This window comes from Ruegeria sp. HKCCD4315, from assembly GCF_013112245.1.
Taxonomy (GTDB): domain Bacteria; phylum Pseudomonadota; class Alphaproteobacteria; order Rhodobacterales; family Rhodobacteraceae; genus Ruegeria.
In genome coordinates this window covers 2,363,067-2,385,657 of sequence record NZ_WVRN01000001.1, presented here as the reverse complement: position 1 = coordinate 2,385,657, position 22,591 = coordinate 2,363,067, and the positions used below count along the sequence as shown (strand labels likewise).

23 protein-coding genes are annotated in these 22,591 nt (G+C 57.9%); 13 read left to right on the top strand and 10 right to left on the bottom strand.

Annotated elements, in window-relative coordinates; genetic code table 11:
* Positions 1 to 89 precede the first annotated feature (89 nt).
* On the top strand, positions 90 to 443 hold the full coding sequence (locus tag GS646_RS11865; RefSeq protein ID WP_171185072.1) for a hypothetical protein: 354 nt from the start codon (positions 90 to 92) through the stop codon (positions 441 to 443).
* An 86-nt stretch (positions 444 to 529) separates the two neighbouring features.
* Here GS646_RS11865 and GS646_RS11860 read toward each other — a convergent pair whose 3' ends face one another.
* A complete protein-coding gene (locus tag GS646_RS11860; RefSeq protein ID WP_253746352.1) occupies positions 530 to 1,681 on the bottom strand; it encodes a DcaP family trimeric outer membrane transporter in 1,152 nt (383 codons plus the stop codon).
* Positions 1,682 to 2,331: 650 nt separating this feature from the next.
* On the opposite strand from GS646_RS11860, the gene GS646_RS11855 reads away from it, so the two are divergent.
* Together GS646_RS11855 and GS646_RS11850 are read left to right on the top strand one after the other, a co-directional pair.
* The gene (locus tag GS646_RS11855; RefSeq protein WP_171185070.1) at positions 2,332 to 2,535 is read left to right on the top strand and encodes a hypothetical protein; all 204 of its coding nucleotides are present in this window, start codon (positions 2,332 to 2,334) and stop codon (positions 2,533 to 2,535) included.
* Between the two features lie 116 nt (positions 2,536 to 2,651).
* The gene (locus tag GS646_RS11850) at positions 2,652 to 4,697 is read left to right on the top strand and encodes an acetyl/propionyl/methylcrotonyl-CoA carboxylase subunit alpha (protein ID WP_171646624.1); all 2,046 of its coding nucleotides are present in this window, start codon (positions 2,652 to 2,654) and stop codon (positions 4,695 to 4,697) included.
* A 76-nt stretch (positions 4,698 to 4,773) separates the two neighbouring features.
* Here the strand turns inward: GS646_RS11850 and GS646_RS11845 are convergent, their stop codons facing one another.
* Positions 4,774 to 5,220, bottom strand: coding sequence for a DUF4174 domain-containing protein (locus GS646_RS11845; protein WP_171092440.1), 447 nt, complete (start codon positions 5,218 to 5,220; stop codon positions 4,774 to 4,776).
* Positions 5,221 to 5,388: 168 nt separating this feature from the next.
* On the opposite strand from GS646_RS11845, the gene scpA reads away from it, so the two are divergent.
* The 6 genes from scpA (at position 5,389) to GS646_RS11815 (ending at position 10,853) form a co-directional block, all read left to right on the top strand.
* Positions 5,389 to 7,515, top strand: coding sequence for a methylmalonyl-CoA mutase (scpA, locus tag GS646_RS11840; RefSeq protein ID WP_171646626.1), 2,127 nt, complete (start codon positions 5,389 to 5,391; stop codon positions 7,513 to 7,515).
* 106 nt (positions 7,516 to 7,621) lie between these two features.
* Positions 7,622 to 8,224, top strand: a complete 603-nt coding sequence (locus tag GS646_RS11835) for a VOC family protein (protein WP_171185064.1) — start codon at positions 7,622 to 7,624, stop codon at positions 8,222 to 8,224.
* Positions 8,221 to 8,709, top strand: coding sequence for a GNAT family N-acetyltransferase (locus GS646_RS11830; protein ID WP_171185062.1), 489 nt, complete (start codon positions 8,221 to 8,223; stop codon positions 8,707 to 8,709). The genes GS646_RS11835 and GS646_RS11830 overlap by 4 nt, the downstream gene beginning before the upstream one ends.
* Positions 8,710 to 8,754: 45 nt before the next feature.
* Entirely contained in the window at positions 8,755 to 9,435 is a 681-nt protein-coding gene (locus GS646_RS11825) for a molecular chaperone DjiA (protein WP_171092432.1), read from the top strand.
* Positions 9,436 to 9,439: 4 nt separating this feature from the next.
* Positions 9,440 to 10,441, top strand: coding sequence for an endonuclease/exonuclease/phosphatase family protein (locus GS646_RS11820; RefSeq protein WP_171185061.1), 1,002 nt, complete (start codon positions 9,440 to 9,442; stop codon positions 10,439 to 10,441).
* Between the two features lie 37 nt (positions 10,442 to 10,478).
* Positions 10,479 to 10,853, top strand: coding sequence for a hypothetical protein (locus GS646_RS11815; protein WP_171092430.1), 375 nt, complete (start codon positions 10,479 to 10,481; stop codon positions 10,851 to 10,853).
* A gap of 7 nt (positions 10,854 to 10,860) precedes the next feature.
* Here GS646_RS11815 and GS646_RS11810 read toward each other — a convergent pair whose 3' ends face one another.
* The 5 genes from GS646_RS11810 to GS646_RS11790 form a co-directional block, all read right to left on the bottom strand.
* A complete protein-coding gene (locus GS646_RS11810; protein ID WP_171646628.1) occupies positions 10,861 to 12,405 on the bottom strand; it encodes a Ppx/GppA family phosphatase in 1,545 nt (514 codons plus the stop codon).
* A 49-nt stretch (positions 12,406 to 12,454) separates the two neighbouring features.
* On the bottom strand, positions 12,455 to 13,144 hold the full coding sequence (locus tag GS646_RS11805; RefSeq protein WP_171092427.1) for a DnaA ATPase domain-containing protein: 690 nt from the start codon (positions 13,142 to 13,144) through the stop codon (positions 12,455 to 12,457).
* Positions 13,145 to 14,218 (bottom strand): AI-2E family transporter, encoded by a 1,074-nt coding sequence (locus GS646_RS11800; protein WP_171185058.1) that lies wholly within the window; start codon positions 14,216 to 14,218, stop codon positions 13,145 to 13,147.
* Positions 14,219 to 14,307: 89 nt separating this feature from the next.
* Entirely contained in the window at positions 14,308 to 15,282 is a 975-nt protein-coding gene (locus GS646_RS11795) for an isopenicillin N synthase family oxygenase (RefSeq protein WP_171185056.1), read from the bottom strand.
* Positions 15,282 to 16,646: an FAD-dependent oxidoreductase gene (locus GS646_RS11790; RefSeq protein WP_171185054.1), complete on the bottom strand. Its 1,365-nt coding sequence runs from the start codon at positions 16,644 to 16,646 to the stop codon at positions 15,282 to 15,284. Before GS646_RS11790 ends, GS646_RS11795 begins: the two co-directional genes overlap by 1 nt.
* 169 nt (positions 16,647 to 16,815) lie before the next feature.
* Between GS646_RS11790 and proS the strand changes: the two genes are divergently transcribed.
* Entirely contained in the window at positions 16,816 to 18,156 is a 1,341-nt protein-coding gene (gene proS, locus GS646_RS11785) for a proline--tRNA ligase (protein ID WP_171646630.1), read from the top strand.
* Positions 18,157 to 18,272: 116 nt separating this feature from the next.
* Here proS and GS646_RS11780 read toward each other — a convergent pair whose 3' ends face one another.
* Positions 18,273 to 18,632, bottom strand: coding sequence for a hypothetical protein (locus tag GS646_RS11780; RefSeq protein ID WP_171185051.1), 360 nt, complete (start codon positions 18,630 to 18,632; stop codon positions 18,273 to 18,275).
* 357 nt (positions 18,633 to 18,989) lie between these two features.
* Between GS646_RS11780 and GS646_RS11775 the strand changes: the two genes are divergently transcribed.
* On the top strand, positions 18,990 to 20,285 hold the full coding sequence (locus GS646_RS11775) for a lipoprotein-releasing ABC transporter permease subunit (protein ID WP_171185049.1): 1,296 nt from the start codon (positions 18,990 to 18,992) through the stop codon (positions 20,283 to 20,285).
* Positions 20,278 to 20,964 (top strand): ABC transporter ATP-binding protein, encoded by a 687-nt coding sequence (locus GS646_RS11770; RefSeq protein WP_171092414.1) that lies wholly within the window; start codon positions 20,278 to 20,280, stop codon positions 20,962 to 20,964. The genes GS646_RS11775 and GS646_RS11770 overlap by 8 nt, the downstream gene beginning before the upstream one ends.
* On the opposite strand, the gene GS646_RS11765 is transcribed toward GS646_RS11770, so the two are convergent.
* The gene (locus tag GS646_RS11765; RefSeq protein ID WP_171092412.1) at positions 20,948 to 21,385 is read right to left on the bottom strand and encodes a DMT family transporter; all 438 of its coding nucleotides are present in this window, start codon (positions 21,383 to 21,385) and stop codon (positions 20,948 to 20,950) included. The genes GS646_RS11770 and GS646_RS11765 overlap by 17 nt on opposite strands.
* Positions 21,386 to 21,478: 93 nt before the next feature.
* Between GS646_RS11765 and GS646_RS11760 the strand changes: the two genes are divergently transcribed.
* Positions 21,479 to 21,883 carry a cytochrome c gene (locus GS646_RS11760; RefSeq protein ID WP_171092411.1) on the top strand — a complete coding sequence of 135 codons (405 nt, stop codon included), beginning with the start codon at positions 21,479 to 21,481 and terminating at the stop codon, positions 21,881 to 21,883.
* On the opposite strand, the gene GS646_RS11755 is transcribed toward GS646_RS11760, so the two are convergent.
* On the bottom strand, positions 21,874 to 22,566 hold the full coding sequence (locus GS646_RS11755) for a hypothetical protein (RefSeq protein ID WP_171092409.1): 693 nt from the start codon (positions 22,564 to 22,566) through the stop codon (positions 21,874 to 21,876). The genes GS646_RS11760 and GS646_RS11755 overlap by 10 nt on opposite strands.
* Between the last annotated feature and the right edge of the window lie 25 nt (positions 22,567 to 22,591).

Below are 22,591 nucleotides of genomic sequence, written 5' to 3'. Positions count from 1 at the left end.
GGTGCGGCTTTGGAGGTGCGCAACATGATCCCATCCCTTTTCGGGTTTGATTTTTCTTTGTCTGTCAGCGTTAAGCCGGAGGTATTGCCATGCTGAAGCATCGCGGCTTCCCCGGGCGTCTGTCTGGCACGGATTTTCAGTTTACTATTCGCCGTGCCAATCCCAAGGGCGTGACGCCTTTGACACGTCGGGAACGGTTCCGCGACCGTAAGCCTGCCGACAAGCGTGCGGATACCGCGTTCATGGAAGCGCTTTGGGCGCATTTCGGGGATCAGCCCTTCGAGCGGGGCAATCTGGACGCGGGTCGCCTGAGCTGGTTGTTCGGGCGCGAAGTTGTGCCTGCAGAGGACCCGTTTGATCCGTCCAGCTATGACGCGCTTTTGGTCATTGATGTGGATGTGGCCCGCGCATCTTTTCCCGAAATCATCGACGGGGTGGGCTGATTTTGTTATTGGCTGCCGCATATCAGTATGCTGAATCCGGTGTCGCGGCGATCCTGCCCGCAACTGGGCAGGATCTGTGTGCGGCATCAGAAGTTGAGTTGAGCGGCCAGCTGAACGCGGCTACCGTCAAAGGTGCGGCCGGTGGGCGCGTCGTTCCGCTCACCATAGATGTACTCGGCGCTGAGCGTCAGGTTGTCAGTTGCCTTGTAGAAGGCGTTGACATGGATCGTCTCCAACTCGGTGAAGGACAATGTGCCGGTCGAGGTGGGAAGATCATAATTCTCGCGACCGTACGCAATGCCGACATTCCATTTTGGACTCAGGTCTTGCCTGAATTCGACGGTATAGCCATCCACATCGTTCGCTTGCCCGCCGACAATCGCATCGCCAAGGCCGATCAGATAGGGGCCAAGGGCCTCACCCGTCACGTAGTTGACTTGGAACAGCCCACCTTGCCACGGGCGAACCGAGGCAGAGGCAGTGAAACCCGTTTGGTCAACTTCCACACTGCCGGAATTGGCTTTGCCATACAGCACCGCGCCCCGCGCAATATATGTGCCGTCATTGTATTCCGCCGAAGCCGTCAAGACCGGATCGTCAGAGTTCGAACCGCTGACATTTTCTTCCAGAGAAACGGCGAACTGAGCGTCGCCCCCAAGTTGCCCGGTGTATCGCAGCTGCGGGACACGGGCGAAGGCAATCCCGACCGGGCCGTTGAATTCCACCGAGGTGGGATAGGTGTCCAGCGGCTGGAAGTTGGTCCAGTACTGGCCGATCAGGAACTGATCACCGATCGTGATGTTTGCGTGGCGTATACGCAGTTCGGCAGTGCCACCCGAGCCAAACAGATCAAGCTCCAGCTGACCCCCGATGTCGCCGATCCCACTTGGCGTGGTGGTCCGCAGGCCAATCCGCGATTGGCGTACTGTCGCACCAAAGGTGCCATCGGTTGCCGCAGACGGTTCACCGATGACGTTCACAAAGGCAGTATCGCCCTGATCAAAGTCGAAATCGTAGAAGAAATCGGCCTTGACGTAGCCATAAACGTCCAAAGTGGTGTTGCCGATCCGAAAATCTCCGTCAGCGGGGCTGCTATCGGCGGATTCCAGCGCCTCAACCCGTGCGCGCAAGGCATCGAGTTCGGCTTGAGTCTGGGCATCCTGAGCATAGGCAAGCGTGCCGGTCACACTAAGCGCCGAGGCAGCAAGCAGGAGTGCCTTCATTCGTGTCGTCATCATGTGGGTGTTTCCTTGTGTGCGAGTGTGCATCCGCACCGTTTCACGCGGCCGATGACGACGGAAATCACGAGAATGGGACGAAAAACCCCAAATATCTCAAGGAAATGTGCGACTCGGCCCTGGAAAAATCACGTCAGGGTGAACCGATCTGTCAACCATATGAATGTGAATGCACTTTTGCAGTGCAGAAAAATGTCGCTGCGTGATGCCGCACGTGCAAACGGCCGCCTCTGTTTGGGTAAATGTAACGGCAATGTGACGGGTAGGCAGGGGCTGTCACCGATTTACCAGAGATCCTGGATCGGCACGAATTTGCGTGAGCTGTCTCGGTGTGGGCAGAAACCAGCCGAGATATCGCGTGGAAACAATACTGTGTTTGCAGGTGATATTGTGGCGTGCACAGTGAGTGGGCCGTGCGGCTCTACTTTGCCTGCGCCGCACATGCACCTACTATTCCGTACCCCTTCCTTACGCGGGCAGGCTTGTGTTCCCCACAAAAACCTGTCCGCGTTTTTCTTTTTGCGCGCAACGCGCAAAAAGAGGCAAAAACCTGCACAAAAGTTGCCTGTGCGCCCTCTGATATTGAATAACACGTCGCGTTTCGCGCATCAGAGCGCAAACGAAACAAGACAACCAGAAGGGCAGTCACAATGCGAATCTCAAAACTTATCCTCGTTGCAGCGGCCTGCGCGGGCTTGGCGGCTTGCGGTGACACCACGGGCGAACAGGCAATCTTGGGTGGCGGGGCCGGCGCTGTTGGCGCAGCCGTTCTCAACGCAGACCCACTTTTCGGCGCGGCCGTCGGCGCAGCGGGCAACGTACTGTATTGCAAAACACAGAACACCTGTAACTAACGCATCTTTTTCGGGGCGCCTGTCGCCTCGTCCGTCATCTCGCATCACGCCGTCGTGGGGATCGCTCCCTGCGGCGGCGTTTTGCGTTTCCAGAACACCAAGCCAAAGGACGTTCCATGTTCAATAAGATCCTGATCGCCAACCGGGGCGAGATCGCCTGCCGAGTCATCAAGACCGCCCGCAAAATGGGTATCGGCACAGTTGCTATTTATTCGGATGCGGACAAGAACGCGCTGCATGTGTCGATGGCGGATGAAGCCGTGCATATTGGCCCGCCCCCGGCGAACCAGTCTTACATCGTGATCGACAAGGTCATGGATGCCATTCGCCAAAGCGGTGCGCAGGCGGTGCATCCGGGTTACGGGTTCCTGTCGGAAAACGCCAAATTCGCCGAAGCGCTGGAAGCTGAAGGTGTTGCCTTTGTCGGTCCCCCGAAGGGTGCAATCGAGGCGATGGGCGACAAGATCACGTCGAAGAAAATCGCTCAGGACGCAAACGTGTCGACGGTTCCGGGCTATATGGGGCTGATCGAGGATGCAGATGAGGCGGTCAAAATCTCGAATGAGATCGGCTATCCGGTCATGATCAAAGCCAGCGCCGGTGGCGGTGGTAAAGGCATGCGGATCGCGTGGAACGACGAAGAGGCGCGCGAGGGCTTCCAGTCGTCCAAGAACGAAGCTGCGAACTCGTTTGGGGATGACCGGATTTTTATCGAGAAATTCGTCACCCAGCCGCGCCACATCGAAATTCAGGTTCTGTGTGACAGCCATGGAAATGGTATCTATCTGGGCGAGCGCGAATGCTCGATCCAGCGCCGGAACCAGAAAGTGGTTGAAGAGGCGCCGTCGCCATTCCTTGATGAAGCAACGCGTAAGGCGATGGGCGAACAAGCCGTGGCCTTGGCTAAGGCGGTTGGCTATTCCAGCGCAGGCACGGTGGAATTCATCGTCGATGGGGAAAAGAACTTCTACTTCCTTGAAATGAACACCCGTCTGCAGGTGGAGCACCCGGTGACCGAGCTGATCACAGGCGTCGATCTGGTGGAACAGATGATCCGTGTGGCAGCGGGTGAGTCTTTGATGATCACGCAGAATGACGTGACGCTGACTGGTTGGGCCATTGAAAACCGCCTGTATGCGGAAGATCCCTATCGCAACTTCCTGCCGTCGATTGGCCGTCTGACCCGGTATCGTCCTCCGCAGGAAACTGCGGCCGGTCCGATGTTGGTCAACGGCAAATGGCAGGGCGACGCGCCTGAGGGTGAGGCCGCCGTACGCAACGATACCGGCGTCTACGAGGGCGGCGAGATCAGCATGTATTACGACCCGATGATCGCAAAACTCTGCACTTGGGCCCCGACCCGTGAAGCCGCGATTGAGGCGATGCGCGTTGCCTTGGACAGTTTCGAGGTTGAAGGCATCGGTCACAACCTTCCGTTCCTGTCGGCTGTGATGGACCACCCGAAATTCATCAGCGGCGACATGACCACGGCTTTCATTGCCGAAGAATATCCCGATGGGTTCGAGGGCGTATCCTTGCCCGAAGCTGATCTGCGCCGGATTGCAGCCTCCTGCGCAGCAATGCATCGCGTGGCCGAGATCCGCCGGACCCGCGTGTCGGGCCGGATGGACAATCACGAACGTAAAGTCGGCAAACGCTGGGTTGTATCGCTGGAAGGCCACGAGTTCCCGGTTCAGGTCAATGCTGACAAAGAAGGTGCGACCGTCAAGTTCGAAGATGGGTCGACCCTGCGTGTGGCCTCGGACTGGACGCCGGGTGATCAGCTGGCCATACTAGATGTCGATGGCAGCCCGTTGGTTCTGAAGGTCGGCAAGGTTTCGGGCGGGTTCCGCATTCGCAACCGTGGGGCCGATTTGAAGGTTCTGGTGCGCCGTCCGCGACAGGCAGAGCTGGCCAAACTGATGCCGGAAAAATTGCCGCCGGATACCTCGAAAATGCTGCTGTGCCCGATGCCTGGTCTGGTCGTGAAAATCGATGTCGAAGTGGGGCAGGAGGTGCAGGAAGGTCAGGCGCTGTGCACCATCGAGGCGATGAAGATGGAAAACATCTTGCGGGCCGAGAAGAAGGGCACGGTTGCAAAGATCAACGCTGGCCCCGGCGACAGCCTTGCCGTGGACGAAGTGATCATCGAGTTCGAGTGATCATGCCAGTGCTTTCACTATACCTCCGACGGTCTCCGGCGTTCTGCGCCGGAGCTGCGTGGTATTGCGAAAGCGCTCAACCGCCCTCGCGCCGGTCGCGGATTTCGCGCTCACGCAGGGGTGTCTTGTCGATGGACCGGCCGATTTCTCGCACGCTCCAAGGGGCAGGTTTGCGCAGTTTGACCACACCGTCCTTGTCGACGAACACCATCTGGAACCCACGTGGACGCAACTGTGACCGAATCGGAGACCGCGCCGATGGGTCGGTATCGGTCAAAACCACCACATCCCGGTCACGCATGGCCTCTTCGCCGTCCAGCAGCATGTCGATCTGTTGTTGGAAGCGCGGGTCGGCAGGTGTGTCCGCAAAAACTACGATAGGCCGGTTGACCCATAGAAATTCGCTGAGTTCGCTGTCCCCGACCGGGCGAACAAAGCTGTCATCCGAGGGCGCCGTGCCGTCCGCCGCCCAAGCGGCCAGAGGGATTAGTGCCGAGAAAACAAAGGCAAGCGTGCGAGTCATGTGGCCTCCTGTTCTTTCGAATATAGCCCCTGTCTCCGCGATTGCGACTGACGATTTACACAGAACGCTCAAAATTTCGCGCTTGCGCCCCGACGCAATGGTCAAGCGCAGGACCTCAATGCGGACGCTTTTTGCGGCCGCCACCCGAGTTGACGAGAGGAAATTCAAATGACCGACACGAAGGACTGGAAAGCGCTGGCCGAGAAAGAGCTGCGCGGACGTCCGTTGGACGATCTGACCAAGGAAACGCTGGAAGGCATCGCCGTCAAACCACTTTATACGCAGGAAGATACCGCTGACTTGCCGCATATGGGCTCTCTGCCCGGGTTTGGTCCGTTCACACGCGGGGTGAAGGCGACGATGTATGCCGGGCGTCCGTGGACGATCCGCCAGTATGCGGGCTTTTCGACAGCCGAGGAATCAAACGCCTTCTACCGCCGCAACCTGGCAGCAGGTCAGCAGGGTGTCTCGGTCGCTTTCGATCTGGCCACGCACCGTGGTTATGACAGTGATCACCCGCGTGTTGTAGGCGATGTGGGCAAGGCTGGTGTGGCCATCGACAGCGTGGAAGACATGAAGATCCTGTTCGACGGCATTCCGCTGGATAAGGTTTCCGTCTCGATGACCATGAACGGTGCGGTGGTTCCGATCTTGGCCAGTTTCATCGTCGCGGGCGAAGAGCAGGGACATGACAAATCGGTCCTGTCCGGCACAATTCAGAATGACATTCTGAAAGAGTTCATGGTGCGGAACACCTACATCTACCCGCCTGAACCGTCGATGAAGATCATCTCGGACATCATCGAATACACCTCAAACGAGATGCCCAAGTTCAACTCGATCTCAATCTCGGGCTACCACATGCAAGAGGCCGGGGCGAACCTGGTGCAGGAATTGGCCTATACGTTGGCGGACGGACGCGAATACGTGCGCGCCGCGACCGAGGCCGGGATGGACGTGGACAAGTTCGCGGGGCGTTTGTCGTTCTTCTTTGCCATTGGCATGAACTTCTTCATGGAGATCGCCAAACTGCGCGCCGCGCGGACACTGTGGCATCGCGTGATGACCGAGTTCGGGGCGAAGTCTGAACGATCCAAGATGTTGCGCACCCATTGCCAGACTTCAGGCGTCTCATTGCAGGAGCAGGATCCGTACAACAACGTGATCCGCACAGCCTATGAGGCAATGAGTGCGGTTCTGGGCGGCACGCAAAGCTTGCACACCAACGCGTTGGACGAGGCGATTGCTCTGCCAACTGATTTTTCGGCGCGTATCGCGCGGAACACGCAGTTGGTTTTGCAGGAAGAGACCGGCGTGACCGACGTGGTCGATCCTTTGGCCGGTTCGTATTACATCGAAAGCCTGACCAACGAACTGGTCGAAAAGGCCTGGGCCTTGATGGAAGAGGTCGAGGAGATGGGCGGCATGACCAAAGCCGTGGCCAGCGGCATGCCCAAACTGCGGATCGAGGAAAGCGCGGCGCGCCGTCAGGCGATGATCGACCGGGGCGACGAGGTGATCGTCGGTGTCAACAAGTACCGGAAAGAACAGGAAGACCCGATCGACATTCTGGATGTCGACAACGTTGCGGTGCGCGAAGCACAGGTCGCGCGACTGGAACGTATCCGCGCAACCCGCGACGAGGCAGCGTGTCAGGCTGCGCTGGACGCGCTGACCACAACTGCCCGCGAGGGTGGCAACCTGCTGGCTGCTGCGGTCGAGGCCGCCCGCGCCCGCGCATCCGTAGGAGAGATCAGCATGGCAATGGAAAAGGAATTCGGCCGCCACCGTGCCGAGGTGAAAACCCTGGCCGGGGTGTATGGCGCGGCATACGAAGGTGACGAAGGTTTTGCCGCGATCCAGAAGTCCATTGAGGAGTTTGCCGAAGCTGAAGGGCGTCGCCCCCGTTTGCTGGTGGTCAAGATGGGGCAGGACGGTCACGACCGAGGTGCCAAGGTCATCGCCACGGCCTTTGCCGATATTGGGTTTGACGTCGACGTTGGGCCTTTGTTCCAGACACCCGCCGAGGCCGCGCAGGATGCCGTGGACAATGACGTGCATGTGGTTGGGATTTCCTCGCAAGCTGCAGGGCACAAGACGCTGGCCCCGCAGTTGGTGGAAGAGCTGAAAAAAGCTGGTGCCGAGGACATCATCGTCATATGCGGTGGCGTTATCCCGCAGCAGGATTATCAGTTCCTGTACGATCATGGGGTGAAAGCGATCTTTGGGCCGGGCACCAATATCCCCGAAGCTGCGCAGGACATCCTGCGTCTGATTAGTGAAGCGCGCGGCTAAACAGTGGCTAAGGTTTTTCGTCGAAAAATCTTGTGATCGCGCGCCGATGGCGGAAACATGCGACCAGACCTGATTGGGTCTGGTCGAATTTTTTTAGGAGGGGCGCATGTTGCTCGATCATCTGGCTGTCGCCGGAGAAACGCTGGAAGAAGCATCCGCGCATGTCGAACAGGCTTTGGGCGTTGCACTGCAGGCGGGCGGCAAACACGAGAAGTTTGGCACCTATAATCGATTGCTGGGACTCAAGGACGGCCTGTATCTTGAGGCAATTGCCATTGATCCCGACGCGCCCACGCCGGAACGGACCCGCTGGTTCGATCTGGACCGGTTCACAGGTAAACCGCGGCTGACCAATTGGATTTGTCGCGTGCCGGATATCGAAGCGTCTCTTTCGGTGTTTCCCGATGGTGTTGGAACGCCGATTGATCTGACACGCGGGGCCCTGAGTTGGCGCATGGCCGTGCCACCGACCGGCCGACTTCCCTTTGATAACCTGTTTCCCGCGCTGATTCAGTGGCAGGGGGATCTGCACCCGGCGCAGATGTTGCAGGACAGCGGCTGCCGCCTACGCAGGTTGGTCGTGTTCCACCCGGATGCGCTAATACTGGCCACGCATCTTGGCGCGTTGGACTGGGTGGTGTTCGACACTGGGCCAGCCGCTTTGCGGGCCGAGTTTGAAACCCCGCACGGCGTGCGTGTGTTGGAATGAAGGTCCGACAGGCGCAGCCTGCAGATGCACACGCGATTGCCGAGATCACCAATCAGATCATTCGCGAGACGTTGGTGACGTTCACAACCGATACCCGCAGCGTTGAGAGTATCGCCGAAGATATCCTCGCCCGAGGTCCCGGGTTTCTGGTTGCAGAAATTGAAGGCCGCGTGGTCGGGTTTGCGACCTTTGGGCCTTTCCGCTCAGGCCCCGGGTATGTCCACAGCTCGGAACACTCGATCCAACTGGCACCCGACGCGCGCGGCAAGGGTGCTGGCCGCGCCCTGATGGCGGCACTTGAAAAGGCCGCGCGTGCCGAAGGCGTCCATGTGCTGGTTGCTGGCATCTCGTCCGCAAACCCGTCTGCCATTGCATTCCACACAGCGTTGGGGTTCGAACAGGTCGGACATATGCCTCAAGTCGGTTACAAATGGGGGCAGTGGCTGGATCTTGTGCTGATGCAGAAAATTCTTTCACCGGAATGATCTATCGCACCTGACAGTCCCGGATTGTGGCGCTAGGGTACGGCCATGTCGATCTGGACCCGCATATCTGACGCGCTCAGCGCTCTTGCACAGGGCGAAAGCCTGACCGCTGTTTTTGAAAAGCTACGCTCGCCGCCTGAACGCTCGGTTGCGTTCACGATTGCCGTCATTGCGCTGGGCGCAAAAATGGCCAAAGCGGACGGGCAGGTGACGCGGGACGAGGTCACGGCCTTCCGCGACGTGTTCCAGATTGCGCGCGAGGATGAAGAAGGCGCTGCGCGGGTTTTCAATATGGCGCGCACGGATGTTGCCGGATACCAGGACTATGCCCGCAAGATCGCTCGGATGTTTTCCGAAGACAACACGACCCTCTGCGACCTGATGGAAGGGCTGTTCCACATCGCTATGGCAGACGGGTTTTACCATCCCAATGAAAACGAATTCCTGGAAGAGGTCAGTCGCATCTTTGGTCAGACCGACGCGCAGTTTCTGGCCTTGCGCGCGCGGTTTGTACCCGAGGCACCCAATGACCCTTACGTGGTGCTGGGCGTATCACGGGACATGCCGGTAACTGAGATCCGCAAAGTCTGGCGTCAACTGGTACGCGAGACTCATCCGGATGCGATGATGGCACGCGGTGTCCCGGAAGAAGCGATCCGGTTGGCTGAAAAAAAGATGATCGATATCAACCGCGCCTGGGATGAAATCAACGGCGCGGCGGCCTGAGAAGATGCGGCTGGCGACCTATAATATCGAATGGTTCGCCAATCTTTTCGACAAAAACGACGCCCTCATTGTCGATGAAAGCTGGTCGGGCAGGCACGACGTCACCAAGGCCCAGCAGGTCGAGGCAATTGCCAAGGTTCTGACCGCGATAGATGCTGATGCGGTTCTGATCGTTGAGGCACCGAACACCGGCAAACGCCAGAACACGGTACGCGCATTACAGGCCTTTGCCGAGGCATTCGATCTTCGCACTTCTGACGCGGTGATGGGTTTTGCCAATGACACACACCAGGAGTTGGCATTGTTGTATGACAGGTCAGTTCTGGACGTGCGCCACGACCCAAAAGGAGACGCCGACGACCTGTCCTCCCCTCGGTTCGATGGTGAATTCAAAATTGACCTGGATGTTGATGCGACTGAAGACATCGTCCGATTTTCCAAACCGCCAATGGAACTGGCTCTGACAACTCGTTCGGGCAAGGACGTCAGGTTGATCGGGGCGCATCTAAAGTCAAAAGCGCCGCATGGGGCAGATTCAAGGGATGAGGCGATCCGCATTTCGATTGCCAACCGCCGCAAGCAACTTGCGCAGGCGGTTTGGCTGGCCAGAAGGGTCGAGGCGCATTTGGCGCAGAATGAGTCTGTCGTTTTGCTAGGCGATCTGAATGACGGACCGGGTCTGGATGAGTTTGAACATCTGTTCGGACGGTCGTCGGTTGAGATTTTGTTGCAAGCGGGGCTGTATGACCCGCATGCGATCAGGGCGCATGAGTTCAGGCCGGGATCAGTGCCGTCCACTGCACGTTTCGCGCGCCCCGACGAAGGCCAGTTTCTTGAGGCGTTGCTGGACTACATCATGATCTCAGAGGATTTGCGGGCCTTTGATCCAGCCTGGCGCATATGGCACCCGTTTCGGGATGTTGCATGCTGGTCTGAACCAGAGTTGCGGCAAGCGCTGTTGGCAGCCTCGGACCATTTCCCAGTCACTCTGGATATTGATCTGTAGCCTTTGCAGCTTGCATCTGAAGGCTTATATCAACGTTATGAAACGGATTGTTTTGATCAGCGTCGTGTGGGCGTCTTTGGCGGTGCCAACACTGGCACAAGAAGACACGGGCAAATCCCTGATGGAGCAGGGGGCCGAGCTGTTTTTCGAAGGGCTGCGCAAGGAAATGGAACCGGCACTGGATGAATTGCTTGGGATGGCGGACGAGTTTGGGCCGGCCATGCAATCTTTCCTGCAAGAGATGGGCCCTGCGCTGGCGGAACTGGCGGCTGAGGTCAAGGATTGGAGCGCTTATGAAGTGCCGGAAATCCTGCCCAACGGCGACATTATCATCCGCAAAAAACCGATTGAAGACCTGCCCGAGCCTGAAGACAAGGATGAAGAGGTTCCCGAAGGCGCAACTGATATCTGAGACAATCTCAGTTCTTGATGATCACGCGCATTTCGGATTTCAGTGCGCTTGCCAGTGAATTCAAGCGCGCTTCGGCCACTTCGCTGAACAATGGTGCCGCAGCTTCGGGCAGATACAGCTCTAGCTCGCGTTTTTTGGGATAGAGTTTCAGTCGTCCCATATTGGCATCGTTGTGCATCCACAGCATCGCGCCAAATCGCATAGCTTTGCCCAGGATCTCGGCCTGTTTTTGGTCTTTCTCGTCCAGTAATTCATACAACGGGGCAAAACGGTTGCCTTCACGTTTGTTGCGATACCGATGCTGCAATGCTAGCCCGATAAAAACACGCTCGGAATGCTTCAGGCCACCAAGATTTGCGCGAGTGACATAGTCGAAACATGCTTCGGCCCGGTAATCCGGGTGGGCCCGCCAAGTGACGTCGTGCAACAGGCAGGCCGCCTTGATCAGGCGTACCCGGCTGGGCGGTGCTGACCGGAACAAGGGCATTACAAAATCATAAAGGTGGCGACCAAAGCCGGGCAGGCGCGCATCTTTGGCTTCGGAAAAACGACTGGCCTCGATCAAAGGGTCGCGGTCGCGCAGTTCCTGTGACATCTGTTCGTAAAGCAGGCCTTCGCGGATGCCATAGCTTGAAATCGCGATATCCTTGGGCTTGAACGTTCGGATCAGCCGCGCCAGCACGTCCATCGCATAGGGAATCAATGACATGCGCGAGCTTGAGACCCCAGCTTGGCTGCGCAGCTTGTCGGGATCGTTCTTTTCGATGAACTTGATCGTTTCACGCACCTGTTTGGTGGTCATGCGGTATTCGTGCAGCACGTTCAGCGGATAGCCCCGCCGCAGCATGTCCAACCGCGCAAAGGCGCGCCAACTGCCACCGACCAGAAACAGACGGTCCCGCTGCGGGCCCATCTGATCGCGCAGTTCCTCCATTGTTGACTTGATATGCCCCTTGCGCGCCCGTCGCCCGCCCTTGATGTCGCGTAGCTTCAGCGGCCCGAGGGCTGAGGTCACACGGCGGCCGACCTGACCGTCGCCGATTTCGGCCAATTCCATGGACGAGCCGCCAATATCGCAGATCAGGCCATACGCACCGGGCCAACCCAGCAACACGCCTTGCGCTGACAGGCGGGCCTCTTCAGCGCCGTCGATCACGGCCACATGCAGCCCGGTTTCCGCTTTGACCTGCGCGCAGAAATCCGGGCCGTCTTCGGCCTCTCGCACTGCGGCTGTGGCCACCACGTGCAGCCCGGGCAGATCCAAATCCATTGCCAGATGCTGGAACCTGCGCAGTGCCGCCAGCGCGCGGTCGCGCCCACGCGGGTTCAAACTCCCTGTCTCGGACAGGCCCGCGCCCAGTTCGCACATCACCTTTTCGTTGTAGAAATATGCGGGTGATCGGGCCGCCCCGTCGAAGATGACCATTCGAACCGAGTTCGACCCAACATCGACCACCCCGACCCGTGACAGAGCCCGCGTGCCAGGGTCGTCGAACAATGGTTTTCCGAATGGTCCCCAGTCCGGGATGTCGGTTTCGACGGTCTGATCCATGTGTCTTCCAGATAGTGCAGTCAGAGGATGCGAAATTGGAGCTTGCGGGTCAATCACCCGTCTCGATCTCATCCGGGCTCGTGTTTAAAACCCGCACGGCCAATGCGCGGGTGATGTCACGTTTTTCCGTCAATGCCAGGTGGTCCAGCTGTTTGACAACATTTGCGGCGGTTTCAAACCGGCGGTCCATATGCTTGACGAGATAAGCAATGACCTCGGGGCCGGGATTCAACTGACGGTCCACAAACAGCTTGGCCAGCACTGCGCCCAGCAGCGCATCGTCGGGCGGATCCAACGCGACGTGGTGGGCCCCTTCAACCCGGCTTTGCAGATCTGCCAGCGGCATTTCCCAGAACTTCGGCGCAAGCCTGCCGGTCATCAACAGGGCGTGCCCCTCGGCCAGAACCAGATTGTGCAGGTGAAACAGCGTTTTCTGCTGTTCCAGATCACCGGCAACCATCGGCACGTCTTCGACCGCAATCGGCTTTCGCGCCAGTTCTGGTACATCGTCATAGCGCAATTCAGACGCTTGAATGATGCGACCGCCGGTTTCAGCGGCCCAGACATGCGCCAGGTGGGTTTTGCCGGCGCCAGCAGGGCCGCTCAGCACCAGTTTGTTTCCGGGCCAGGATGTGGCCGAGATCATGGCTACGGCCAAAGCATTGGCAGGCGAGACAAAGAAGTCCTCGCGCCCAAGCGCAGTTTTGGCGGGCAGATCAAAGCTGAGTTGTCGGGCCATTTACTCGGTTTCCTGATCCTGGCTTTCAAGACCGGTGTACAGGCGGCTGTCCAGATAGAGCGAGGTTCCAAACCGAGCCAAAACGCCAAGGGCCGCTGCGACCGGAACGGCAACCAACATCCCGACAAAGCCAAAGAGCGCGCCAAAGACCGACAGCGCTAGCAACAGCCAAACCGGGTGAAGCCCAACGGAGTTTCCGACCAGTTTGGGTGTCAGAAAATTGCCCTCGGTCACTTGCCCAATGGCAAAAATACCCGCGATCAGGCCGATATGAGCCCAGTCGCCCCAGAACTGGAACAGTGCCAGTCCGATGGCCAGCGTGCCACCGATCAAAGCACCCAGATAGGGAATGAACGTGACCAACCCCGCAATGAAACCCACGATCAGGCCGAATTGCAGACCCGCGAGCATCAGAGCTACCGCATAATACGTGCCAAGGATCAGACAGACAGTACCCATCCCGCGTACGAAAGAGGCCAGAACGGCATCAATCTCGCTCGCTAACCGTTTGATGGTTGGCGCGTGATCGCGCGGCAGCAACTCTCCAATCCGGGCGATCATGCGATCCCAGTCCAACAGAAGGTAGACTGCAACAACCGGCACGATCACCAGAAGAACCACGATGTTGATGGCAGACCCCAGCGAGGTCAGCACCGTTTGCAAAACGTCCCCGGTTTTAGACTTGAGCGTTTCGCCAAAAGACACGAGCATCTGGTGCGTGCTGGATTCCCGGTCCAACAGGGATGGGAACTGTTTTTCTACGAAACCACGCAATTGCTTGAACAGCTCAGGCATCACGTCCACAAGATCCAGCAACTGGGTGATCAGGGCTGGCACGACCATCAGGATAGCCAACACAAACCCCAGAATGCCAACAACGGTAATGATTGCTGTGGCCGCCATGCGTGACAGGCCAAGCCGTTCAAGCCGATCAGCGACGGGATCAAGGAAATAGGCGATGGCCCCGCCGATCACAAACGGCAGCAGGACATCTCCTAAAGCCCAGAGGATCAATACAAAAACAAAAGCGACGACGCCCCAGTATCTCATCTGATCCTTAACCGGCAATGCCATCGCGATCCCCTTTTGCAGGTCTTTGATGGTGTTCTTGGCGTATCAAGGCGAGTGATGCAAGCGCTTCATTTGGCCTGAAATTGCAGCCTTTAGTCCTGAAGTGTCCCCAGTTCCGGCGTATTGTCGTCTGCGGTCTCATCGGGCCAGTTGGTGCGCCAGATTTCTGCGGACCAATGCCCGCAATGAACAGCAGGGCGGTCGAAAACAGGCAGCGCAGCCAACAATGGTTCGACGATGACGTCGTGGCGGGGGACGGCGAAGTAGGGGAAAGAATACCGCTCTTTGCCTGACCGGTTAACCACCCGGTGCGGCGTGGATTTCAACCGGCCGCCTGACCAAAGCTCTAGCATGTCGCCGATATTGACGACAAACCCGCCCGGCGGGCAGTTTGGTGTGATCCATCCCCCAGTGCGCGTCTGTACTTCAAGTCCGCCCACCGGATCTGGAGCGATAATGGTCAGAGCGTCCGTGTCCTTGTGGGGATGGATGCCATAGCCCGCCTCGCCCTCAGCCTGCGGCGGATAGTGTAGCAGGGTCATGTTGGTCATCGGGTCCTGGAACGCACTGCGCAGCGTGTTTGGCTTCAGGTTCAGACCTGTCTCTAACGCCCCAAGCAAAAGATCGGCGACCCGATCCAGTTGGCTCCAGTAACCTAGAATGATCTCTTTGGCGCCGGGTACTTCGTCCGGCCACAGATTCGGCCCGTACAAAGAACAGACCGAGCGTATCGGGGCATTTGCCGCGACTTCGTGATGCAGCTTGTAGCCTTCGTATTTGTCCGCGTTGCCCGAGCCATCGTTGGGTGTGAAGAACCCCATGGGGATATACCCGCGATAGTTTTCGCGGGTAATGGCCTGATCCCATTTACGCGACTCATCGATGGCAAAAATCTCTCTGGTCGTCTGTCTGACTTGATCAACAGTTTCCTGAGCCACGCCTGTTCCGGTGATGGACAGGAACCCGATCCCGGTACAAGCCTCAAGGATGTGCTGCACCGTAGCTTCGTATGCATCGGTTTTTGGATCGGTCAAAGGCGAGATGTCGATTGTTGGAATGCTGTCCATCAGTGAATCCTGACCCCTTGGCGTTCCAGTTCCGTGTGAACAGGTGCCAAGTTCAACTGGTCCAGGTCCTGATTGCTTTTCAATGACAGCGCTGCCGCAATGCCTGCACCCTGACCCATAACGGCACAACAGGCCATGTTGCGCGTGGCGGCATGCGCTACTCGACCTGCACCATGCGACCGGCCTGCAACGAGCAACCCCTTGATACCCTTTGGCAGCATCGACCGGTAGGGAACCTGCATGTACCGTCCCGTGGTAGGCAGGATCAGAATGCCATAACCGTCAATGAATTCGGGATAGATGCCAATGGTATCTTCAAACCGACCCTGATGGCGGGCATCGTTTTCGGTCATGTTATACACCGCGTCGATCTTGCGCGTGTCGCGGATGCCAATGGTCATACCGAAGTTTCGAAGCCGCGCGTTTTCACAGCCCGGCATGAACCGGCGCAAAGCGTCAATAGCCAGCATCGACTGGCGGCGGCCCTCGATCTCGCCGCGTGTCAGGCTGTCGGGGTCGGTGCCGTCGATTTCGGCCAAGTGGATGAGGTTCATATACGTCAGCTCACCGGTGTCATGCATTGCGCCCCAGGTGCCTGCGATGGTGTTCAGATGCGGCGGGATCAGCCCTTCATCTATGGCTTGCTGAAATGGCTTGTGAACAAAGGGCGAGAACATGTCGTCTTCCTTGCCGCTAGTCTCGATATTCCACTCACCGCCGCCGCCCCAGTCCTTGTAGGTCTGCGGGTCGGCCTTCACGCCCTCCATGAACGCGCGTTTATCGACGCCAGCCAGATGGAACATGACCGAGGCGGCCATCATGTCTTCACGCGGGGTCTTGTGGGTCGGTGCGCCTGCGCGGTGCGCCACATCCGCGTCGCCGGTGGCGTCGATTACCACTTTGGTCAGGATCGCCTCGCGCCCGGCTTTGGATTCGGTGATGATGCCGGTGATCCGGTCGCCCTCCATGATAGGGGCGACAAACTGACGGTGCAGCATTGGATGCACGCCTGCCTCTTCGACCAGCTTGTCGGCGACCAGTTTGAACCCTTCGCTGTCCAGCTCATAACTCAGCGACTGGCTTTCGGGGACAGCCGCGCCCATGTCTTTGGCACGGGTTTCGAATTCCATGCCGATACCGCCGGCCTCGACCGTCTGTTCATGGCGATACCAGGCAAACCCCTCGACGCCCACAGCAGTGATGTTGCCGCCCATGCAACCAAAGCGGTCGACCAGAGATACTTCGGCCCCGGCCCGCGCCGCTGCCAGCGCTGCGGCCAGCCCTGCGGGACCAGAGCCAACAACCAACACGTCGGTCTGATGGATGACAGGGATTTGGCGGGCGGGTTCCAGAATTGTTTGCATCGGCGCCTCTTGAGTTTCGCAATTCTGTTACAATTGAAGCTCTCGATTGGCGGGTCAATCAAAAAACCGACTGACGCGAAGTCGCAAAACTGCCAATGTTCGATTGCCCCCGGCGGGGCTTTGGAATAATCACCTGTGCAGTCGAATTCTTACCTTTGAAGGTCCATCCATGCGCCTGAGCCGTTACTTTCTGCCCGTTCTCAAGGAAAACCCGTCTGAGGCCCAGATCGTCAGCCATAGGCTGATGCTGCGCGCGGGTATGATCAAGCAGGCCGCCGCCGGTATTTATTCGTGGCTGCCGCTGGGCTTCAAAGTGCTGCGCAAGCTGGAAAACATCGTGCACGAGGAACAGGCGCGTGCGGGCCACATCGCGATCCAGATGCCGATCCTGCAATCGGCCGACCTGTGGCGCGAATCCGGCCGTTATGATGATTACGGTCAGGAAATGCTGCGCATGCAGGACCGTCACGGTCGCGACATGCTGTATACGCCCACCGCTGAGGAACTGGTGACAGATATCTTTCGCGGTCACGTCACCAGCTATAAAGACTTGCCGCTGACGCTGTATCAGATCCAGTGGAAATTCCGCGACGAAATCCGCCCGCGTTTCGGCGTGATGCGCGGGCGCGAGTTCTACATGAAGGACGGCTACAATTTCGACCTGACCAAGGAAGACGCGCTGCACGCCTATAACCGCCATCTGGTCAGCTATCTGCGCACTTACGAACGCATGGGCCTGCAGGCCATTCCGATGCGCGCCGATTCAGGCCCGATCGGCGGCGATGACACGCATGAGTTCCTTGTGTTGGCCGATACCGGCGAATCCGAGGTCTTTTATGACAGCGCAGTCACTGACCTGACTTTTGGCGACCGCCAGATCGACTATGACAACCGCGAACAGTGCCAGGCTATTCTGGAAGAGTTCACCTCGAAATACGCGCGTACGGACGAGACGCATGATGAGGCATTGTTCAACCAAATCCCCGAGGAACGCCGTCGCGTGGCCCGAGGTATTGAGGTTGGTCAGATCTTTTACTTCGGCACCAAGTACTCTGAAGCGATGGGCGCAACGGTTCAGGGTCCTGACGGAAAATCCGTCCCTGTTCATATGGGCAGCCATGGTATCGGCGTCAGCCGCCTGATCGGCGCGATCATCGAGGCCAGTCATGACGACAAAGGCATCATCTGGCCCGAGGGCGTAACACCGTTCCACTGCGGAATTGTGAACCTGAAGCAGGGTGATGAAGAAGCAGATGCGGCCTGCGACAAGATCTATTCGGCGTTGACCGCCTTGTGTCTGGAGCCGCTGTATGATGATCGCAACGAACGGGCAGGGGGCAAGTTTGCAACCATGGACCTGATTGGTCTGCCCTGGCGCATTACCGTGGGACCGCGCGGCCTGAAGAACGGTGTGGTTGAACTGACCTGTCGCCGTACAGGCGAAAGCGAGGAGCTGAGCCCGGAAGCGGCAGTCACCAAGGTTGCAGAAATCTATGAGAAGATCGCCTGATCGCAATCTTCAGGTGCACAATTAACAGTCACCGTGAACTCGTTAGAACAAACTAGGCGGCCAGCATTCTGATCTGGCCGTCAACCGCGGCCAACTCAGGTGGCCTGGCTTTGCTCTCAGTCCTGGTCTGCCGTCGGGCGCTCTGCCAGAACGTCGCCATTGGCACCGTCACCGCGCGCGACCACAATCGGTCGGCCCAGACGGCTTACCAGTTCGCGAAACTCGAGACCCAGAAACCGCAGCCCGCAAACGCGTGCGTCGGTCGTCCGATCCGTGATGCACAAACGCCCCTGACGGAACGCCAGCCGGTATCCTTTTTCCTTGAGGATATCAGCCAGATTGCTCCAGCTTGCTGCGCTGACAAAGATCGGCCGAATGGCCGCGCGCAGCAGTGCCGCTGTCTCACAATCCAGTTCTGTTGATGCCTTGCGGGTTGGAATTGCGCCCACGCCATTGTTAGAGATTTGAAAATTCATTGAGCGACCCCCGCTCTTTAAATGTGTTCCCCCATAGTTAGGGTGACAAAGTTTCTGAAAATAATCAAAAAGAGTAATAAAATTTCGCCCTCATTGTTGCCTTTTCGATTCACAGACTCACAAAGTGCGATGATTAACTTCATAACTGAAACAATATCACCTTGTCTGTGAAGGGCTTCACAACTCACGGTGTAGCGCCGCGTTTTGAAGTCGTCCGTTTGGCTGCGACTTGTAAGCGGTGACCCGAATCACTGCTACGCATTCAGGCCGAGGAACCAAGTCTTGGTGACTACCGGCTTGACCATCGGGTGAAATGCCGAAACTGTCGCCGCAAACAAGAAACACCCCGGAGCAGGCATGGCCAACACACCCCCGCCCTTTGCCCCTTTTGAATGGAAGATTGCATGGCGTTACCTGAGGGCCCGCAGGGCCGAAGGTGGTGTCAGCGTCATGACGTGGATTTCATTGATCGGGATCACCCTCGCGGTGTTTGCGCTGATCGCGACATTGTCGGTCCGGTCGGGTTTCCGTTCGGAATTTGTGGGCACCATTCTGGGAGCAAACGCACATGTGACGGTTTATTCTTCCGGTGAGATCGACGCGCAGGGCCGGGTCGACCGAACAATGGCCGATTACGAGGACCGCTCGGCCCGGATCGCGCAGGTGCCCGGTGTTGAAAGAACAGCACCTTTGGTCAAAGGACAGGTGTTGATCACCAACCGCGACCGCAGCAGCGGGGTTGAGGTGTTTGGCATCCGACCTGACGATCTGCGCGACCTGCCAGGTATCGCGCAGGCAGAACAGTCTGCAGGAAATCTGACTGAGTTTCAAAGCGGTGAAGATGTCATTGCCATTGGATCCGGCGTCGCGCGTAGCATCGGTGCCACCGTGGGGGATGTTGTAAAACTGACCTCGCCCAATGGTGTCAAAACAGCCTTTGGCACCTCGCCGCGTGTGAACGCGTATCGCGTCGTTTATGTGTTCTCGGCAGGTCGTTATGATATCGACCGCACCCGCGTGTATATGCCGTTCTCGCAGGCGCAAAGTTTTTTCAACCGTGAAGGTGTGGCGGATGAGATTGAGGTGATGGTGGAAAAGCCAGAAGAACTGGGCCCGATCCTGATCTCGATTCTCGAAGCCTCTGGCGTACGCAGCCAGATATGGACTTGGCAGGATGCGTCGGGAGGCTTTCTGCGAGCGCTGGAAGTTGAAGACAACGTGATGTTCATTATCTTGTCGATCCTTGTCCTGATCGCTGCGATGAATATCGTTTCGGGCTTGATCATGCTGGTCAAAAACAAGGGGCGCGATATTGGCATCCTGCGCACCATTGGACTTAGCGAAGGGTCGGTGCTGCGGGTCTTTTTTATCTGTGGGGCGTTCACCGGCCTGATTGGAACGGCGATGGGAGTCATTTTGGGATGCCTCTTTGCGATCTATATCGATCCGATCTTTTCCTTCGTGAATTATGTGATGGGCGGCGGCGTCTGGGATCCGTCGATCCGCGGCATCTATGCTTTACCGGCCGAGCTGCACCTGAGCGACGTGCTCAAAGCCATAGGCCTGTCGCTTGGTCTGTCTTTCATCGTCACCTATTTTCCAGCGCGTCGTGCGGCGCGTCTGAACCCGGTTGAGGCGTTGCGCTATGAATGATGTCACATTGCGCCTGAATGGCCTGACCAAAACCTACCTCAAGGGTACGCCGGGTGAAGTACAGGTTCTGCGCGGTGTCGATCTGGACCTGCGCGCGGGTGAGGCCGTGGCGATGGTGGCTCCGTCCGGTGCGGGTAAATCTACGCTTCTGCACATTGCAGGACTGTTGGATATGCCCGACGACGGAACCGTTGAAATCGGAGGGCAGAACGTAAGCGGAAAGGGCGACCGAACCAGAACCGCGCTGCGCCGACAAGATGTCGGGTTTGTTTATCAGTTCCACCACTTGCTGCCCGAGTTTACAGCGCTCGAAAACATCACCCTGCCGCAGCTGGCGAACGGTATTTCCGAAAAAGCCGCGCAAAAGCGGGCCATGGATCTTCTGGACCGGGTGGGCGTTGCCCCGCGCGCCAGCCACCGCCCAGCCGCACTGTCGGGTGGTGAGCAACAGCGCGTGGCTTTTTGCCGGGCGCTGGCCAACAAGCCGCGGGTTTTGCTGGCGGATGAACCGACCGGAAATCTCGACCCCGAAACCTCGGATCAGGTGTTTGATGCGCTGATGGCACTGGTCCGGGACGAGGGGTTGTCGGCCTTGATTGCGACGCACAACCTTGAACTGGCGGCGCGTATGGATCGGACGGTTAGACTTGAGGCTGGGGTGCTCAGGCCAGTTGAGTGATTGCAACACCAACGGCCATCACGGCAATACCCCCGGCTCGCATCCATGTCAGCGGCGTGATCTGAGCTCCAAACAGGCCGAAATGGTCAATGGCCGCTGTGCTGATCAATTGGCCCAGCAAAACAAAGAACACTGCGTTGCCCACTCCGAAATGCGGGGCGACGTGGGTGATTGACAGAACGTAGAACGCGATCAGCACGCCTGCCAGCAGCAGGTGTTTCGGGGCCTCAGCGACCTTGGATAGCGCTTCGAACCCCGGGAACAGCAGCATCACAAGCGCTGACGCGGCAAAAGCGATTGCGAACAGGATCACGGCGGCAGTGGTCGGCGATCCGATCAGCTTGCCCAAGGCTGCGTTCAAAGCGGCCAGAATTGGCACTCCGATCCCGGCTGCCAACATTATGGCTGCGTATTGTGTCATGTCCTGCATCCTCTCGCCTGCGTTGATCTGGATCATTGCGCCAAGGTGTCCACCGGGCAACCCTGCAAATGTCTATCGTGGCAGGAGGATACGATGTTCAAAGCAAAACTTGGTGTGCTGGTTTTATCAACTTCGCTCGCCACCTCTCAGGCGGTTTTTGCGCAAGACGCCAAGATCGGTGAGGAGCTTTACATGCACTATTGTGCAACCTGCCACGGGATCGATGCGACCGGGCAGGGGCCGATGGCCAGCGTGCTGGTTGTGCAGCCGAGTGACCTGACCAGCTTGTCTGGCGAAGGCGGCGTATTCCCAACCGCACGTGTGGTTGCCCGAATCGATGGGCGTGACCCGTTGGTCAGCCACGGCAGCCCGATGCCGGTTTATGGTCCGTATTTCGACGGGCAAGACACGTCCATGAAAACACCGCAGGGCCAGCCGATCCTGACAAGTCAGCCTATTGTGGATCTGGTTGCCTATCTGGAAACGCTTCAGGACTGACTGCAAATTCCGTCCACTTCTGCCTCGCTCCATGGCAAAAGAACCGCTCGTTCACGCCCTTTTTCCGGCAAAGGGGACAGGTCGAAATGTGCACCCAACATAGTGTGGAGCCTCGCTGTGCGCTCGGCCTGAGGGTCCAGCGCACGGCAACACACGTATTCCTCGACAATCGCGCCCTGTTGTTCGAAGCCATAGGACAAAAAGTCAGGTGAGGTATCCAGATCGAACAGATACGGATCCCGTCTTCCACCGTGTTCTGCCGCTGCTCGCAGAGGGTGATAGCCGGTGGTTGCGCGATTCTGCCATTGCCATACATGGGTCAATTCATGAGCCAGTAACATCGCGGCGATCAGGTTCATCTGATCGGGAAAGTCGGTCATGTAATCTTCCAGATACCAGTCGCGTGCAAAATAGACCTTGTTGAACAGGGCGACGGCTGCGGGTTTGCCAGTAACAAACCCCGCTTCGACAGGCGGCAAAATAAGTTCACGGCAGGCCAAACGTGGGCGTTCTTCCCGGAAATACGTGACCGGTGCGACTGGGGCACCTTCGACCAATCGCACATTATCCAAATTCAGTGTGTCGCCTTGAATGCTCTCTGCAAACACGCGCTCTGGTTCTGTCAGCGGACGCCCGCAGGACGATAGAAATAAGAGAGAAACTAGAAAAACGCGCAGAACCATATGAAGAATCCTAGTCTGCTGCGCC